Here is a 15,834-nt window from a genome sequence, read left to right on the forward strand (position 1 = left end):
TACGCCACCGCATACGTCCGCGTGGTCCAGGTGAGACAGCGTGAGGCGGGAGAGCCGCAGTGACCACCGCTGAGCCGACGCCCACCCGCGCCGACAGCACCAGCCCGTGGACCAGGGTGTCCAGGGGGCGAATACGCCTGGGCCCGGACTCCTGGCCGCGGCGTCACCCCGTCGCCTTCGTGACGGCGGTCGCGGCCGTCACCCACGTCCTGTGGTTCTTCCTGTTCGCCAACAGCGGCGGCGACCTCGCGGCCCAGGACGCCTGGGCCGAGTTCGTCGGCCGCAACCCGGAGTCCGCGTACAACCTGGCCTGGTACGGCGGGATGCACCCGGTCTCATACAGCGTCGTCTCGCCGTATCTGATGTCACTGCTCGGCGTCCGTACGACGATGATGATCGCCGGGACCGCGTCCGCCGGGCTCACCGCGCTGATCCTGGTGCGGGTGAAGGCGGTCCGCGATCCGCTGGCCTGCTCCTTCGCGGCCCTGTTCGCCTTCCTGTGCAACGCCATGTCGGGCCGGGTGACCTTCGGGCTCGGCACGATGTTCGCGCTCGGCGCGGTAGCCGCGGTGTTCTGCTGGCCGCACAACCGCCGCGAGGACCGCTGGCGGAAGGCGGCCGTGGCCGCGCCCTGCGCCGCGCTCGCCACCGCGGGCAGCCCGGTCGCCGGACTGTTCCTCGGCATCGTCGCGGCCGCCCTGTTCCTGAACAAGCGCCGCCCGGGCGCGTACGCGATCGGCCTGCCGCCGGTCGCGGTGGTCGCCCTGTCGGCCTGGCTGTTCCCGTTCTCCGGTACCCAGCCGATGTCGCTGGCCACCACCTCGCTGCCGTTCCTGTACTCGGTCCTCGTCTTCGTCCTCGTACCGAAGGAGTGGCGCACGGTCCGCACGGGCGCGCTGGTGTACGGCAGCGGCGTGGTGCTGTGCTTCGCGATCAACTCGCAGATCGGCTCGAACGTCACCCGGCTCGTGATGCTGTTCGGCGGAGTGGTGCTGCTCGCCGCCCTGCCGTACGCGGTTCCGAAGTCCCGCAAGTGGTACGTGCTGGTGCTGGCCTTCGTCGGCCTCAACGTGTGGGTCGGCTTCAAGTCGGCGGACGACATCGTGCGCACCGCGCCCGCCGCGTCCTGGGCGCGCGATCTGGCGCCGCTGGTCGACCAGTTGCAGCAGCGGGCCGACGCGGAGACCGGCCGGGTCGAGGTGGTCCCCGCCTCCAGCCACCGCGAGGCCTCGGCGTTCACCCCGTACGTGAACCTCGCCCGCGGCTGGAACCGGCAGGCGGACATGCAGCGCAACCCGCTGTTCTACGACGACACCCTGAACCCGGCGAGCTACCGCGCCTGGCTGGACCGCTGGGCCGTGCGGTACGTCGTGCTGCCGATGGGCCCGCCGGACGCCACCGGCGCCATCGCGGAGGCCAAGCTCCTCCAGCAGGGCCAGCCGTATCTGAAGCCGGTGTGGTCGAACGAGCACTGGCGGCTGTTCGCCGTCGACAACCCGACGCCGCTGGCCGACCCGCCCGCCACCGTCAAGCACGCGGGCGAGGGCGAACTGACCGTGGACGTCCGCTCGCCCGGCACGGTCCTGATCCGCATCCCGTACTCGCCGTGGCTGAAGCTCGTGGACGGCAAGGGCAAGGGCGTCGAGCCCCCGCAGGAGACGGCGGAGTCCAAGCTCCGCGGCCACGGCCCGAAGACCTTCACGAATGTGAACGGCTGCCTCCGCAAGTCCTCGAAGGACGGCTCGGGCGACGAATGGACCGAACTCCTCGCCCCGAAACCGGGCACGTACCACGTGGCGGCCCCGTACAGCATTCCGCGGGGGACGGGGTGCCCGGCGGAGCTGGGGGGTTCTTGAGGGCGCGGCTCCGACAGGCGTAGGGGTGCGGGCCGTGTGAGAGTGGTCCGGGGGCCGGTATCAGCCCAGCACCGAGGGACCGACATGCCAGAGTCGACCACCGATTCCCCGCCTCCGCCCCTGTCGTACGAGGTGTTCGTCGCGGACGGAGTCCCGAGGAAGATCGACCTGCGGCTGCCGAACGGCGACCCGATCGTCTCCTCGCCGGTCTCGTCCACCCTGATCCAGGGGGAGCGGGACGCCGTCCTGGTGGACCCGCCGCTGACCCGAGGCCAGATCGAGCAGGTCGCGGAGGGCGTGGCGCGCTCCGGCAAGCGGCTCGCGTACGTGTACGTCACCCACGGCCACGCCGACCACTGGTTCGGCACGGCGATGCTGCTCGACCGGTTCGGCGAGCCCGACACCGTCGTGTACGCCACCGAGGGCACCATCCGCAAGATGCGCGAGGAACTGGCGCACAAGGACAAGGGGTTCGCGAAGACGTTCCCCGAAGTCCCGGAGCACACCCCGATCCTGGCCGTCCCCGTACCGCCCGGCGGCTTCCACCTGGAGGGTCGGCTCCTTGAGCCGGTCGAGACCGGCCACACCGACACCGACGACACCTCCGCCCTGCACGTGCCGTCGATCGGCCTGGTCGTCGCCGGGGACGTCGTCTACAACGGGGTGCACCAGATGATGCTGGAAGGCGGCGACGGCGGGCTCCAGGCGTGGCACGACAACATCGGGAAGATCGCCGCGCTGAACCCGCGCCATGTGGTCGCGGGCCACAAGAACAAGGCCCTGCCGGACGACCCGAAGATCCTGGACGAGACCCGCGAATACCTGCGCGACGCGATCCGCATCCTGGCCGCCCGGCCGACGCCGCAGGAGTTCTTCGAGGAAATGCTGAAGCTTCACGGCGACCGGCTGAATCCCGGGCCGCTCTGGTACAGCGGGCTGGGGTTGCTGGGGTGAGGGTGTCTCAGCCCAGGGTGTCTCAGTCCAGGGTGTCTCAGTCCAGGGTGTCTCAGTCCAGGGTGTCGAGCGCGGCCAGGATGTCGGCCGGTTCGGCGCGCGCGATGTAGTCGGTGTCGACGAAGGCCCAGCGGACGATGCCGTCGCGGTCGATGACATACGTGGCGGGCAGCGGCAGGGTGCGGGGGTGGCCGCCGTTGACACGCTGGAGATCGAAGCCGAACTCGTCGTAGAGGGCGGCGAGTTCATCGGTGAGGTCGAAGGCGAGACCGTACCGCGTGGCGGTCTCCGAGCCGAGGTCGCTGAGTACGGGGAAGGCGAGTTGGTGCTTCTCGGTGAGGGTGAGTGACTCGTCGGGGATCTGGGGTGAGACGGCCGCCAACTGGGCTCCGCGCGCGATGATTTCGCCGTGGTGCTGCTGGAGCGAGCGCAGGGCGAGGTTGCAGTACGGGCACCAGGCGCCCCGGTAGAAGGTGAGGATGGCCGGCCCCTCGGCGAGCAGTCCGTCGAGCGTGACGGTCTCGCCGGTGGCCGAGGGGAGGCTGAAGGCGGGGGCCTGGTCGCCGACGGCGAGGGCGCGCTCGGCCTGGCCGGAGTCGGCGAGCTCCCGGCCGGCCCGGGTCATGATCTCGCGCAGCTCGGCGGGGATGTCCTTGAAGCGGGTCTCGTAGGCGCGGAGTTCGGCGTTGAGGCTCATGGGGCGGTTCCTCCTGGGGTGTGCGGGATCGGTCGCGCGGGACGGGGCCGTCCGGGATCCGGCATGCGGATCCGCGTCCACCACGCAACTTGGAACGACCGGTCCAAGATATCCCGCCGCACGCTATCTTGGAATAGCCGTTCCGAGATGGTGCGGGGCGGGACGGAAGGCAGGACGCGGCGGGACGGGGATCCCCGTTTTCGGCTCGGCTTGGCTCGGCCGGGCTCGGCGAAAGGAGGCGGTACCCGATGGCGGACGTGAAGCACTTCGACCCGGAGGCGGTCCTCGATGAAGTGGTGCGGCTGTTCTGGCGCCGGGGCATGGCCCCCACGGGCATCCAGGACGTCGTGACCGCGACCGGGGTCAGCCGGTCGAGTCTGTACGCCACCTTCGGCGGCAAGCGGGAACTGCACCGGGCTGCCCTGGAGCGCTATGTGGAGCAGTGGTCGGCGCCCGCGTTCCGCGCCTTGGCCGAGGACGGCCGGGGCCTGCCCGCGATCGCCGCCTTCTTCAACGGGCTGATCGAGGCGCGCTGTTCGGGGGAGTACGCCCACTGGGGCTGCATGGTGGTCAACGCCCATGCCGGGGCCGAGAACGGGGACCCCCACGTTCAGGACGTACTGGACCGGCATCACCGGCAGCTGCGGGACGCGATGCGGACGGCGCTGGTCGCGGCCGCCACCCACGGCCAACTCGCACCGGGCGTCGCCCCCGCGGCCACCGCCGAGACCCTGGCGCTCCTCGCCTACGGCGTCAACGTCCGCTCCCGCTCCCGCGCCGACGCGTCAGCCCTACGCTCCACGGTCACCACGACCCTGACCACCCTGGCGGCCCCGGCGGCCGGTGTCGGGGACGGGTGAGGGCGGGGTTCTTCTTCAGGGGGGGCGCCGAGGGGGGCGGGGTTCTGCCCCAGGCGCGGGCGCCGAGCGCGACGGCGCCGTCCTCGGCACGGGGATGGCTGGGCGCGGAGCTTGCCGATTAGATCAGCGCGCCTACCTCGGAGAGGTAAACGCGCTGATCAGACCCTGTGCCCCCGGCAGGATTCGAACCTGCGACACCCGCTTTAGGAGAGCGGTGCTCTATCCCCTGAGCTACGGAGGCGGGGCTTGCCGGGGCCTTGCGGGAACGCCTTGTGTGGGGTTCGGGCTCGGTGCGGCAAATGTGCTGGTCAGTGGGTTGAGTGCACACGAGTCGTGGTGTCGCGGGCGACGCGACGGCTGACATGTGTCCAGACAGTCCATTGACCGCTGACAGCGTAGCGGATCGTGTCCGGTGGCGGTGCGCCAGTGGTGGGCCTGTTCTGCTGCGCCGTGAGTATGTCCTGTGACCTGGGGTTTTTGTGGTGCCTGTGGTCCTCTGGCGCGGGCGAGCGCTCCGGGTCGGCTGCTGCCGCCGCGGTGGATCCGTTGTTCACTTCAGCGTGCCCACGCCACGGTGAACGCGTGTACTACCGTGCACCCCACATAGTTTTGGCCATTGGACTTCGCACCGCACAGTCTCCTATCCGTCCGGAACGGCCCCAACCGGGTCTCCGGCAAGGAATCCCGCCTTGTCAGACATAGCCATCCGTTCGCACGCCCCCCATGCCCGGCCGCTGCCGTCCCCGTCCGGGGCGCCGCGGGCTGCCACGAAGCGGCCGCCACGGCTCTACGTGCTCGACGGGTTGCGCCTCATAGCCGCGCTCATGGTCGTCGCCTTCCACTTCGTCGGGTACGACCGCTACGGCGCCAAGGGGGCGTGGGGGCAGAGCACCGCGGTGCTCTTCCCGACCGCGCACAAGATAGCCAGTTATGGCTGGCTCGGTGTCGAGCTCTTCTTCCTCATCAGCGGATTCGTCATCTGCATGAGCTGCTGGGGCCGTACCCCACGGGACTTCTTCGTCTCCCGTGTGGTGCGCCTGTACCCCGCCTTCTGGGTCTGCGTGCTGACAACCGCTGTCGTCCTGCGGGCGAACGGGGACCACCAGATCACCCCGTCCCGCGTGCTGACGAACCTCACGATGCTGCACGAGCCGCTGGGCGTCCCGCATGTGGACGCGGTGTACTGGTCGCTCTGGGCCGAGATGCGGTTCTACCTTCTGTTCGCCGTCGTCGCGTGCATGGGCCTCACCTACCAACGCGTAGTGGCCTTCTGCGGCATCTGGCTGCTGGGTTCCGTAATCGCGCCCATATCCGGCATACCGCTCCTGACGGTCGCCTTCCAGCCCCGGTACGCCCCGTTCTTCGTGGCCGGCATCGTGATCTACCTCATGCACCGGTTCCGGCCAACTCCCATGCTCTGGCTGCTACTTGGCGGCACCTGGCTGCTGGCGCAGCAGCAACTGTTCACTCTCGTACGCGAGGAGGTACAGGTCGGTGTCCGGATCTCCTGGACGGTATCCCTGGCGGTGCTCACCGCCTTCTACGCGATCCTGCTGGCCGCGGCCCTCGGGAAGCTGTCCTTCCTCAACTGGCGCCGCCTCACCGCGGCCGGTGCCCTCACGTATCCGCTCTACCTCCTGCACGAGTTCATAGGCTGGACCGTGATCACCCACCTCCGGCACCGGATGCCGCCCTACCTGCTGCTTGCCACACTGGTGGCGGGCATGCTGGCGGCCGCCTGGGCCGTCCACCGGCTGGTCGAACGCCCCGTCGCCCGACGGCTCAAGAACTGGCTCAGCGCCACCCATGAGACCCGGTCGACCCCGGTCACCATGAGACCGTGACTTGGGCGTCCCGCCCAAGCCGTGACACGGGCGCCGCGTCGAGCAGTCGACGCGGCGCCCGGTGCGTTTCAGGTGTCAGGTGCTGGGGTGCACTCCGGGCGATCAGGACTGTCGTACGGGTACGGGGTACGGGGCGGGCACGCGGCACGGGGGTGGGATCAGACCGTCGCGTCGGCGGGGGTGCGGTCGGCGGCCTGTTCTGCGCGGGCGTCGAGGCCGGTGCCCTGGGGTGAAGCGGTCGAGCCCGCCGCTGATGCGACCCTGGACCAGGGAGACGAGGGCGGCGACCATACCGGCCACGGCGACCGCTTCGCCGGCGAGGCGGATCGTGTTGAACATGCCGCTCGCCATGCCGACCTTGGTGGGCGGGACGGTGCTGACGGCGGCGCCGTCCATCAGGCCGTAGATCAGGCCGATGCCGGAGTGGATGACGGTCAGCAGAAGCGGTCCGGCCAGGCCGAGCAGGCTGATGCCGGAGTGGATGACGGTCAGCCGGGCGAGCCCCGCCGCGACCAGGACCAGGCTGCCGCTCAGGACGGTGCGCAGGGACACACCGGCCTGGACGAGGCGCCCGGCGACCAGCGGGAAGGCGAGGACCGGGGCGGTCAGCAGCAGCAGCATGGTGAGTCCGGCGCCGCTGTCGGTGAGCCCGTTGGCGCCGACCAGGTAGGACGGCAGCAGGACCATCAGGCCGACGAAGCCGAAGGACACGGCGGTGGCCAGCAGGTTGACGGCCATGAAGCGGGGTTCGGTGAACAGCGACAGGTCGAACATGGGGTGCCGCCGGCTGCGCTTCACGAAGACGAACGCGGCGAGCATGACCACGCATCCGGCGAACAGTGCGAGCACCGCGGCGCCGCCCCAGCCCCACTGCGGGCCCTCGATGATGGCGAGGGTGAAGAAGAACAGGGCCGGCGTGAAGGTGACGGTGCCCGCCCAGTCGACGGCGTTGGCGTCGGGGTCCTTGGACTCCTGGATCAGTCCCATGCCGAGCAGGGACAGGACGGCGATCACGAACTGGGCCCAGAAGACGGAGCGCCAGCCGAGCCCGGAGACCAGCAACCCCGAGGTGGTCGGGCCGAGGGCCAGACCGGCGCCGATGGTGACACCGACGTACGCGAAGACCTTGGTGCGGGCGGCGCCCTGGAACATGTTCGCCATGACGGACACACCGGCCGTCATCATGGCGGCGGCGGCGACACTGGCGGCCGGACGCCGATCTGTCGTGGGCGCGCCGCGTCTACCACGTGCTCATCGAGCAGGCCATCATCGAGTCCGCCGAGAACGCCGCCGACCCGGACACCCTCGCGGCCGCCGTGGTCGACACCCTGCTCAACGGGCTCGGCCCCGCGAAGTCCTGACGGACCGTCAGGGAACGTGACGCGTTCAGCTGGACGGTCGCCAGGCCCGGGACGGACTGGACGACGCGGCCCTCACCCGCCGGCGCGGCCCGCCGTCCAGGCAGGCCACGCCATGTTCCAGCCGCCGAGCCCGTTGTCCGGGGCGACCGTGCCGCCGCCCGTGGAGTTCCGCACGATCACCACGTCGCCGGGCAGCGAGTTGGCGTAGAACCAGGAGGCGGGGGTGGCGGGGTCGCCGCCCTGGCTGTCCGGGAGGCCGATGCAGCCGTGGCTGGTGGCGTCGGCGCCGAACGTCGTGGGCGAGGCCCAGTAGTTGCCGTGGATGAAGGTGCCGGAATCGGTGAGCCGCTGGGCGTGCGGCACGTCGGGGATGTCGTACTCGTCGCCGAGGCCCACCGTGGTGCTGTTCATCTTGGTCTGGCGGGCCTGCTCGGTGATGACCATCGTGCCGTTGTACGTGGCGTACTGGGGCCGTCCGGTGGAGACCGGCACCGTCCTGAGGGTGGCGCCGTTCTGCTGGACGGTCATCTGCTGGGTGGCCGCGTCCACCGTGGAGATCTGCTCGCGGCCCACCGTGAAGGCGTACGACCTGTCCTGAACTCCGTATATCCCCTTGGCCAGTTCGAGCCCGTCGAAGTCGAAGGTGACGGTCACCCTGGAGCCCGGCCGCCAGTACTCCTGCGGGCGGAAGTCGATGCGCCGGTCGCCGAACCAGTGGCCGACGGCCTGCTGGCCGCCGCTGGAGGTGATCTTCACGGCGGACTCGGCGGCCCGGTGGTCGGTCACCGGCTTGTCGAAGCGGAAGGAGACCTCCATGCCGACGCCGACCGTGGCGCCGTCTTCGGGGGTGTAGAACGCGATCGTCGAATGGGCGGGGGAGACGGTGGTGAAGCGCGTGGTCGTGGTCGCCGTCCGCCCGTCCGGGTCCTTGGCCTCGGCGGTCAGGGTGTACGCCGTGCCGCGGGCCAGATTCGCCGACGGCCGCCAGGAGTTCCGGGCCGCCGCCAGCGTCCCGGGTATCGCCTTGCCGCCTTGGGCCGTGAGGGTGACGGAGGTGAAGGTGCCCTCCGCGACGCTCGCCCCGACGTCCTTGACGGTGATGCCGACGTGGCCGGCGCCGTCCTTGGGCGTGGTGGTGATCCGCGCCCGGGACACCGTCGGGCTCGGGCTCGGCGCAGCGCCCCCGCCGCCGCCCGACGAGCAGGCGCCCAGGGCCAGCACGGCCACGGCGAACAGGGCCAGGGCCACTTTGGTGTGCGTGCGGTTGCCTCTCAACGCGGACCTCTCCTCTCCGGCGGCCGGCGGTGCCCGTTATGCGGGGTTCTGCACCTTCCTTGTAGTGTGCGGGACATCCCGGTGCGTACGCATACGGGAGTTCCGGGGCAGCGAGGGACGGGAGCCGGTGCATGGCGTACGCACCCCGTGGCGGGCGGATACCCCGGATCGGCCGGCGCGCCCGCCTCGTGCTCTGCTCGCTCGCCGGGGTGCTGCTGCTCCTGGGCGGCGCGGCCGCCTACACCGTCCACCGGCTGAGCGGAAACCTCTCCAGCGTCGAACTCGGCTCGCTGCTCACGCCCGCCGCCTCCGCCACCTCCGACCTCAACATCCTGGTCGTCGGCTCCGATTCGCGGGCCGGGAAGAACGCCGAGCGGGCGGGCGGCGGCGACGACACCGGGCGCTCCGACACCACCCTGCTGATCCATCTGTACGCCGGCCGCAGGAAGGCCGCGCTCGTCAGCATTCCGCGCGACACCATCGTGGACCGCCCGGCCTGCACCACCGCCACCGGACACAAGCTGCCGGAGCGCGAGGGGGTCGTGTTCAACTCGGTGTACGAAATCGGGGGAGCGCCCTGCGAGGTCGCCGCGGTCGAGGCGCTCGGCGGCGGGCTGCGGATCAACCACTACATCGAGGTCGGCTTCAACGGGTTCGCCGAGCTGGTGGACGCGCTCGGCGGTACCGGGATCACCCTCACCCGGCCCATTGACGACCAGCAGAGCGGGCTGCGCCTGCCGGCCGGCCGCCACCACCTGGACGGCCAGCAGGCCCTCGACCTCGTCCGCACCCGGCACGGCGTCGGCAGCGGCAGCGACCTCGGCCGGATCCAGCTCCAGCACCAGTTCCTCACGGCGCTGCTCAGCGAGATCGCGGGCCGGCACCTGCTGACCGACCCGGCCCGGCTGTTCTCCGTCGCCGACACCGCCACCAAGTCCCTGACCACGGACTCCACCCTGGCCCACGTCGGCGCCCTCGCCTCGCTGGCGCACTCGATGCAGGGGCTCGGCGCGGGCGACGTCCAGATGCTCACCCTGCCCACCCAGCTGGACCAGTCCGACGAGGACCGGCTCGCGCTGGACGAGGCCCGGTGCGCGCAGGTCTGGGCCGCGCTGAAGGCCGACCGCCCGGTCCCGGACGCGGCGCTGCGCGGCACCGCGTCGGGCCCGAACGGGATCGGCGTGGTGGTGAAACCCGGCTGAACCGGCCCCCCGCCGGGCCTGCGGCTGTAGTTGCGTAATACATGGACCTTGACGGTCGCGGGCCCTCGGCATACCGTCCTGAGCCACGGGGCCGGATGTTCTGGAGGGGCCTGAGTGGCGACGACGCAGCCGCACATCGAACCGTCCCGCGCCGAGGCGCTGCTCACCGCGCCCGGCGCGCCGTTCGCCGTCGTCCGCACGGAGAGCGGGGCGTACGAGTACGCCACCGGGCCGCGCACCCTGCGCGAGTTCGCCGAGACGGTCTGGGCCTTCGGCGACCGCCCCTTCCTGGTGGCCGAGACCGGTACGTACACCTACGCCGAGTTCCTCGCCGCCGCCTGCGCGCTCGCCCGGCGGCTCACCGGCAGTTACGGGCTGCGCCCCGGCGACCGGGCCGTCATCGCCCTGCGCAACCATCCCGAATGGCAAGTCGCCTTCTGGGCAGCCCAGTTGGCGGGCCTGGTGGCCGTTCCGCTGAACGCCTGGTGGACCGCCGAGGAGTTCGCGTACGCACTGGACGACTGCACCCCGCGCGTGCTGCTGGTCGACGGCGAACGGCTGGACAGGGTGGCGGGCTGGGCCGCTGCGCACGGCGTGCGCGGTATGGTCTTCCACCACACCGGCGAACTGCCCGACGGCTTCGAGCGGTACGCGGACCTCGACGAGCTCACCGCGCCCGACCCGGCGGCCGGACCGCCCGACGTCGACGTCGACCCCGAGTCCGACGCCACCATCATCTACACCTCCGGCACCACCGGCCGCCCCAAGGGCGCCGTCGCCACCCAGCTCGCCCAGGCCGGGGCCGTGCTGAACCCCCGCTTCCAGGCAGCCATGTCGCTGCTCGGCCGGGGCCTGGTCCCGGGGCAGGGGCCCGTGCCGGTCACCCTCATGACCTTCCCGTTCTTCCACGTGGCCGCGTTCACCTCGGTGTACGCGGCGATGGCGGCCGGCGGCACGCTCGTCCTGATGCGCAAGTGGGACGCGGGCCGCGCCCTCGCGCTCATCCGGGAGCACCACGTCACCCACTACGCCGGGGTGCCCGCGACCGCGCTCCAGTTGCTCGCCGCCGCCGAGGAGGCCGGTGACGGCCTGGAGAGCCTGACCGCGCTCAACACCGGCGGCGCGGCGGCCCCGCCCGGCCTGGTCGGCGAGATCACCGCGCGGTACGGCTCGCGCGTCGAGCCGCGCAACGGGTACGGGCTGACCGAGACGAGCGGCGGGGTGCTCGCCAACTTCGGTGCGGAGTACCGGAGTTGGCCCGACAGTGTGGGGCGGCCCACGCCCGTGACCGAGGTGCGGATCGCGGGGCCCGACGGTTCGGCGCTCGCGGACGGCGAGGTCGGCGAACTGTGGCTGCGCGGCCAGTCGCTGATCCGGGGCTACTGGAACGACCCGGCGGCCACCCAACTCGCCTTCCAGGAGGGCTGGTTCAGGACCGGTGACCTCGCGGTGGCGCGCGAGGGGCGGGTCGGCGTGGTGGACCGGATCAAGGACATGGTGATCCGGGGCGGCGAGAACGTGTACTGCGTGGAGGTCGAGGCGGTGCTGCACGACCACCCCGAGGTGCTCGACGCGGCGGTCCTCGGGGTGCCGCACGCGGTGCTGGGGGAGGAGGTCGCGGCGGTGGTGCAGGTGCGGGCGGGTGCCCCGGTCACCCCGGGCGACCTGCGTGCCCATGTCGGCAGGACGCTGGCCGCGTTCAAGGTCCCGGCGCACGTGATCCTGCGGGAGGAGCCGCTGCCGCGGAACGCGACGGGGAAGGTCCTGAAGAGGGAGCTGCGGGTGGAACTGGGCGGCCCTGCCTGACATGTGGAACTGGGCGGCCCTGCGGGACAGGCCCTAGTTCCTTGTCACCCGTACGTGATAGTTCCCCATCCCGTCCACCCCGGTCACCGCGATCCGCAAGCCGTTCGCGTGGTCCACGAACGTCTCGCCCGTCGCGTACGGCGCGTCGGAGAGTTCCGCGTTGATGTTGGGACGGCGGGTGCAGCCGCCGCTGTTGGGCTTGCTGTCGGAGACGGTGACCGGGCCGCGGCCGGTGTCGACCCCCGCGTCGACGCGGTAGATCAGCACGCCGGGTTTGCACACGACCTCGTCGTTGCCGGCCCGGGTGCGCACCTCCACCGCGTACCCGCTCTCCTTCGTCACCGGCACGAACACCAGCTTGGGGCCGCCGGTCAGGGCCAGCGGGGTGAGCACGTACTGGCTCGCACCGTTCTCGGTCGCGCAGGACACCTGGCTGTTGTCGAGCCAGCCCAGCTTCCACTTGTGCCAGCCGAGCATGTCGTTGTTGGCGCCCCAGTCCTCGGACATGATGTCCCAGTGCCCGACGGCGCCGCCGCCCTGCTCCGTATAGAGGTCGGGCAGCCCGAAGACGTGGCCGTTCTCGTGCGGCAGCACCCGGTAGCCGGTCTCGCCGTACGAGCCGGAGCCGTCGTCCTGGCGGCTGTAGACGAACGAGGTGTTGGAGAGCGACACGCCGTCGGCGCGGGGCGCGTCCTCGTTGCCGGAGAACGTCACCGACAGGACGCTGTCCAGCGCCGAGGGGCCCGCGTTCGGTGTGACCAGGACGTTCACCAGGTCGTAGTGGGCGAAGTTCACCTGCGTCCCGGCCGCCGCGACCATGTCCTGCACGAGCCGGTGGTAGCCGGGCTCATAGGGGGAGCCGCGGTCGATCCCGTACGCCGAGAAGGCCTTCGGCATCCTGAGCCAGGTCTGGATCGGCGTCTCGGGGCGGTAGTCGAGCCGGCCGTAGGAGGCGTTGTGGAACCAGGTGGTGGTCTGCGGGAAGAACTCGTTGTACCGGGTGAGCGCGGAGCCGGGGCCGGGTGCGTCCGGGAAGTCGATCATGAGGGTGAGGGCGCGGACGATGCCGGTGGAGCGCGCGTAACCCGGTGCGGTCGGCACGCCTTCCGACATCTGCACGCCGAGCGCGGTCGGGATCCGGCAGGGGCCGAGCGAGGAGTCCTCGGGGGCGGCCACCGGTCCCGCGGCGGTGCGGGTGGCACTCGACAGGGTGGTGGAGCCGGTGGTCAGCGCGGCGAGCGCGACCGAGGTGAGGGCGGCGCCGACGAAGGTGCTCCGGCGCCGACCGCATATCCGGCGGCCGGGCGCCCGGGCCGGGCGGGGCTGGCTCACGTCCTGCATGCGCACGCGCTCGCCTTCGGGTACGCGGCAGCAGGCCGCTCCTGACTGCGCTGGTCTGATCACCCTGTGTCGGGCGTGTCGCGGCCGCGCGCTGGGTAGCCCGAATGTGGGTTTTTCCTGATATCGACGCATGTGACTCAGGTCACACCGGATCAGGGAAATAACCGGGGAAGGTTTCCCCGTTTGAACTCGTGTCCCCGCGAAACGGGGAGTGCTTCCCCGCTTGGGTCAGGTCCCGAGCGGACACCCCGAGGCCCACCGGCCCCGATCCGTACGAGAAGGAGCAGTGCCGTGAAGACCGCCACCGTCGCCGCAGAACCGCGCCGCACCCCGCGCCCGCGGGCCGACGCCCTGCGCAACCGGGAGCGGATCATCGCCGCCGCGCGTGAGATGTTCGTGGAGCACGGCGCCGAGGTGCCGCTCGACGAGATCGCCCGCCGGGCCGGCGTCGGCAACGCCACGATCTACCGCCACTTCGCCGACCGCTCCGAGCTCATCACCAGCGTCGTCCTCTCCGTGATGGACCGGGTCTCGGCTCGTGCGGAGGCGGCCGCCGCCGAGGAGGCGGACCCCTTCGCCGCGCTGCGCCGCTTCGTGCACGCGGCGGCCGACGAGCGGATCGGGGCACTCTGCCCGATGCTCTCCGACACCTTCGACCAGGACCACGCGGAGCTGCAGGCGGCCCGCGACCGCCTCGAACGCGACGTCGAGGGGCTCATGCAGAGGGCCCGCGCGGCCGGCCGGCTGCGCACCGACGTCGCCGTCGGCGACCTCATGGTCGCCCTCTCCCAGCTCACCCGGCCGCTGCCCGGCACGGGCTGCCGCAACATCGACCAGTTCATCCACCGCCACCTGCAGCTGTTCCTCGACGGGCTTCAGGCCCCGGCGCGGTCCCAGCTGCCGGGCAGTGCGGCGACCCTCGACGACCTCCGGAAGAGTTGATCGCCTCCCAACCTCAACTCCCCGTTCACGTCCCGTAGTTCAACGTAGTTACAGCACACTTACTCGGTATTCCGCGTCCCAAGGTGGCTACCTCCATGTCAAAAACAGACCAGCTCCCGCTGTCGAAGACGGCGCAGCTCTCCGCTCCCGACCCCAGTCGCTGGAAGGCGCTCGCCTTCATAGCCCTGGCCCAGCTGATGGTCGTGCTCGACGCGACCATCGTGAACATCGCCCTGCCGTCCGCCCAGCACGCGCTGGGCATCAGTGACGCCAACAAGCAGTGGGTCATCACGGCCTACGCCCTCGCCTTCGGCGGGCTGCTCCTGTTCGGCGGCCGCATCGCCGACCTGTGGGGCCGCAAGCGCACCTTCGTCGTCGGACTGCTCGGCTTCGCCGCCGCCTCCGCGCTCGGCGGCGCGGCCACCGGCGAGGCGATGCTGCTGGGCTCGCGCGCACTCCAGGGCGCCTTCGGCGCACTGCTCGCGCCGGCCGCCCTGTCGCTGCTCGCGGTGATGTTCACCGACGCCAAGGAGCGCGCCAAGGCCTTCGGCATCTACGGTGCGATCGCCGGTGGCGGTGGCGCGGTGGGCCTGATCCTCGGCGGCTTCCTCACCGAGTACCTGAACTGGCGCTGGACCTTCTTCGTGAACATCCCGTTCGCGATCGTCGCCGCCACCGGTGCCTACCTCGTCATCCGTGAGCCCGTAGGCACCCGCAACCGCTCGCGGCTCGACATCCCGGGCGTCGTCCTGTCCACCCTCGGCCTCGTCGCCCTGGTGTACGGCTTCACCCGCGCCGAGTCGGCCGGCTGGTCGGACACGGTGACCGTGTCGATGTTCATCGCCTCGGCCGTGCTGCTGTCCGCCTTCGTCCTCACCGAGGCCAAGGTCAAGCACCCGCTGCTGCCGCTGCGCGTCATCGCCAACCGCAACCGCGGCGGTGTCTACCTCTCGCTCGGCCTCGCGATCATCGCGATGTTCGGCCTGTTCCTCTTCCTCACCTACTACCTCCAGGTCGTGAAGGGCTACTCGCCGGTCAAGACGGGCTTCGCGTTCCTGCCGATGATCGCGGGCATGATCACTGGCTCCACCCAGATCGGCGCCCGCCTGATGACCCGGGTCCCGCCGCGCCTGCTGATGGGCCCCGGCTTCCTGACCGCCGGCATCGGCATGCTGTTCCTGACCCAGCTGGAGGTCGGCACCTCGTACGCCGCCGTGATCCTCCCGGCGCAGATCCTGCTCGGCCTCGGCATGGGGTCCGCCTTCATGCCCGCCATGTCGCTCGCCACCATCGGTGTCGAGCCGCGTGACGCCGGTGTCGCCTCCGCGATGGTCAACACCTCGCAGCAGGTCGGCGGCGCGATCGGCACGGCCCTGCTCAACACCATCGCCGCCTCGGCGACCACGGCGTACGTCACCTCGCACGCCGCGCTCGGCGCCACCAACCCGGAGCTGCTCAAGCTCCAGGCCATGGTGAGCGGCTTCACCGCCGCCATCTGGTGGGCGGTCGGCATCCTGGTGACCGCCGCCGTCATCGCCGTCACCTTCATCAACACCGGCCGCCCCGGCGGCAGTTCGGTCACCGGATCGAACGCCGGTGAGGGTGATGACATCGAGGACGAGGTCCGCATCCCGGTGGTCGCCCACTGACCGCCCGGTAGCTCCCCGGACGCACGACCTGCCCTGGCTCCGCTGAA

General features: G+C 71.1%; 11 protein-coding genes, 1 tRNA gene and 1 pseudogene. 8 read left to right on the forward strand and 5 right to left on the reverse strand.

The window, feature by feature from the left end; all coding sequences use genetic code 11:
• Window positions 1-59: 59 nt before the first annotated feature.
• Together ACIBK6_RS30425 and ACIBK6_RS30430 are read left to right on the forward strand one after the other, a co-directional pair.
• Complete coding sequence (locus tag ACIBK6_RS30425) at window positions 60-1,856, forward strand: MFS transporter (protein ID WP_399054638.1); 1,797 nt, start codon at window positions 60-62, stop codon at window positions 1,854-1,856.
• A gap of 84 nt (window positions 1,857-1,940) precedes the next feature.
• Window positions 1,941-2,810 (forward strand): MBL fold metallo-hydrolase, encoded by an 870-nt coding sequence (locus tag ACIBK6_RS30430; protein ID WP_399054639.1) that lies wholly within the window; start codon window positions 1,941-1,943, stop codon window positions 2,808-2,810.
• Window positions 2,811-2,862: 52 nt separating this feature from the next.
• Here the strand turns inward: ACIBK6_RS30430 and ACIBK6_RS30435 are convergent, their stop codons facing one another.
• Window positions 2,863-3,507 carry a peroxiredoxin-like family protein gene (locus ACIBK6_RS30435; protein WP_399054640.1) on the reverse strand — a complete coding sequence of 215 codons (645 nt, stop codon included), beginning with the start codon at window positions 3,505-3,507 and terminating at the stop codon, window positions 2,863-2,865.
• A 248-nt stretch (window positions 3,508-3,755) separates the two neighbouring features.
• On the opposite strand from ACIBK6_RS30435, the gene ACIBK6_RS30440 reads away from it, so the two are divergent.
• Window positions 3,756-4,367 (forward strand): TetR/AcrR family transcriptional regulator, encoded by a 612-nt coding sequence (locus ACIBK6_RS30440; protein ID WP_399054641.1) that lies wholly within the window; start codon window positions 3,756-3,758, stop codon window positions 4,365-4,367.
• Between the two features lie 168 nt (window positions 4,368-4,535).
• On the opposite strand, the gene ACIBK6_RS30445 is transcribed toward ACIBK6_RS30440, so the two are convergent.
• Window positions 4,536-4,608: transfer RNA gene (locus ACIBK6_RS30445), tRNA-Arg, on the reverse strand.
• A gap of 448 nt (window positions 4,609-5,056) precedes the next feature.
• On the opposite strand from ACIBK6_RS30445, the gene ACIBK6_RS30450 reads away from it, so the two are divergent.
• Window positions 5,057-6,211: an acyltransferase family protein gene (locus ACIBK6_RS30450; RefSeq protein WP_399054642.1), complete on the forward strand. Its 1,155-nt coding sequence runs from the start codon at window positions 5,057-5,059 to the stop codon at window positions 6,209-6,211.
• A gap of 102 nt (window positions 6,212-6,313) precedes the next feature.
• Here the strand turns inward: ACIBK6_RS30450 and ACIBK6_RS30455 are convergent.
• Together ACIBK6_RS30455 and ACIBK6_RS30460 are read right to left on the reverse strand one after the other, a co-directional pair.
• A pseudogene (locus tag ACIBK6_RS30455) lies at window positions 6,314-7,405 on the reverse strand (MFS transporter); the annotation flags it as partial.
• A 239-nt stretch (window positions 7,406-7,644) separates the two neighbouring features.
• Complete coding sequence (locus ACIBK6_RS30460; protein ID WP_399054643.1) at window positions 7,645-8,847, reverse strand: Ig-like domain-containing protein; 1,203 nt, start codon at window positions 8,845-8,847, stop codon at window positions 7,645-7,647.
• A 131-nt stretch (window positions 8,848-8,978) separates the two neighbouring features.
• Between ACIBK6_RS30460 and ACIBK6_RS30465 the strand changes: the two genes are divergently transcribed.
• Window positions 8,979-10,049, forward strand: coding sequence for an LCP family protein (locus ACIBK6_RS30465; protein WP_399054644.1), 1,071 nt, complete (start codon window positions 8,979-8,981; stop codon window positions 10,047-10,049).
• A 114-nt stretch (window positions 10,050-10,163) separates the two neighbouring features.
• Window positions 10,164-11,855, forward strand: coding sequence for a class I adenylate-forming enzyme family protein (locus tag ACIBK6_RS30470; RefSeq protein WP_399054646.1), 1,692 nt, complete (start codon window positions 10,164-10,166; stop codon window positions 11,853-11,855).
• Window positions 11,856-11,888: 33 nt separating this feature from the next.
• Here ACIBK6_RS30470 and ACIBK6_RS30475 read toward each other — a convergent pair whose 3' ends face one another.
• Window positions 11,889-13,196: a M6 family metalloprotease domain-containing protein gene (locus ACIBK6_RS30475; protein ID WP_399054648.1), complete on the reverse strand. Its 1,308-nt coding sequence runs from the start codon at window positions 13,194-13,196 to the stop codon at window positions 11,889-11,891.
• 291 nt (window positions 13,197-13,487) lie between these two features.
• Between ACIBK6_RS30475 and ACIBK6_RS30480 the strand changes: the two genes are divergently transcribed.
• Both ACIBK6_RS30480 and ACIBK6_RS30485 read left to right on the forward strand, forming a co-directional pair.
• Entirely contained in the window at window positions 13,488-14,138 is a 651-nt protein-coding gene (locus ACIBK6_RS30480; protein ID WP_399054649.1) for a TetR/AcrR family transcriptional regulator, read from the forward strand.
• 95 nt (window positions 14,139-14,233) lie between these two features.
• Window positions 14,234-15,787, forward strand: a complete 1,554-nt coding sequence (locus ACIBK6_RS30485) for an MFS transporter (RefSeq protein ID WP_399054650.1) — start codon at window positions 14,234-14,236, stop codon at window positions 15,785-15,787.
• Window positions 15,788-15,834: the final 47 nt, after the last annotated feature.

The organism is Streptomyces sp. NPDC050485 (assembly GCF_044458185.1).
Lineage (GTDB): Bacteria > Actinomycetota > Actinomycetes > Streptomycetales > Streptomycetaceae > Streptomyces.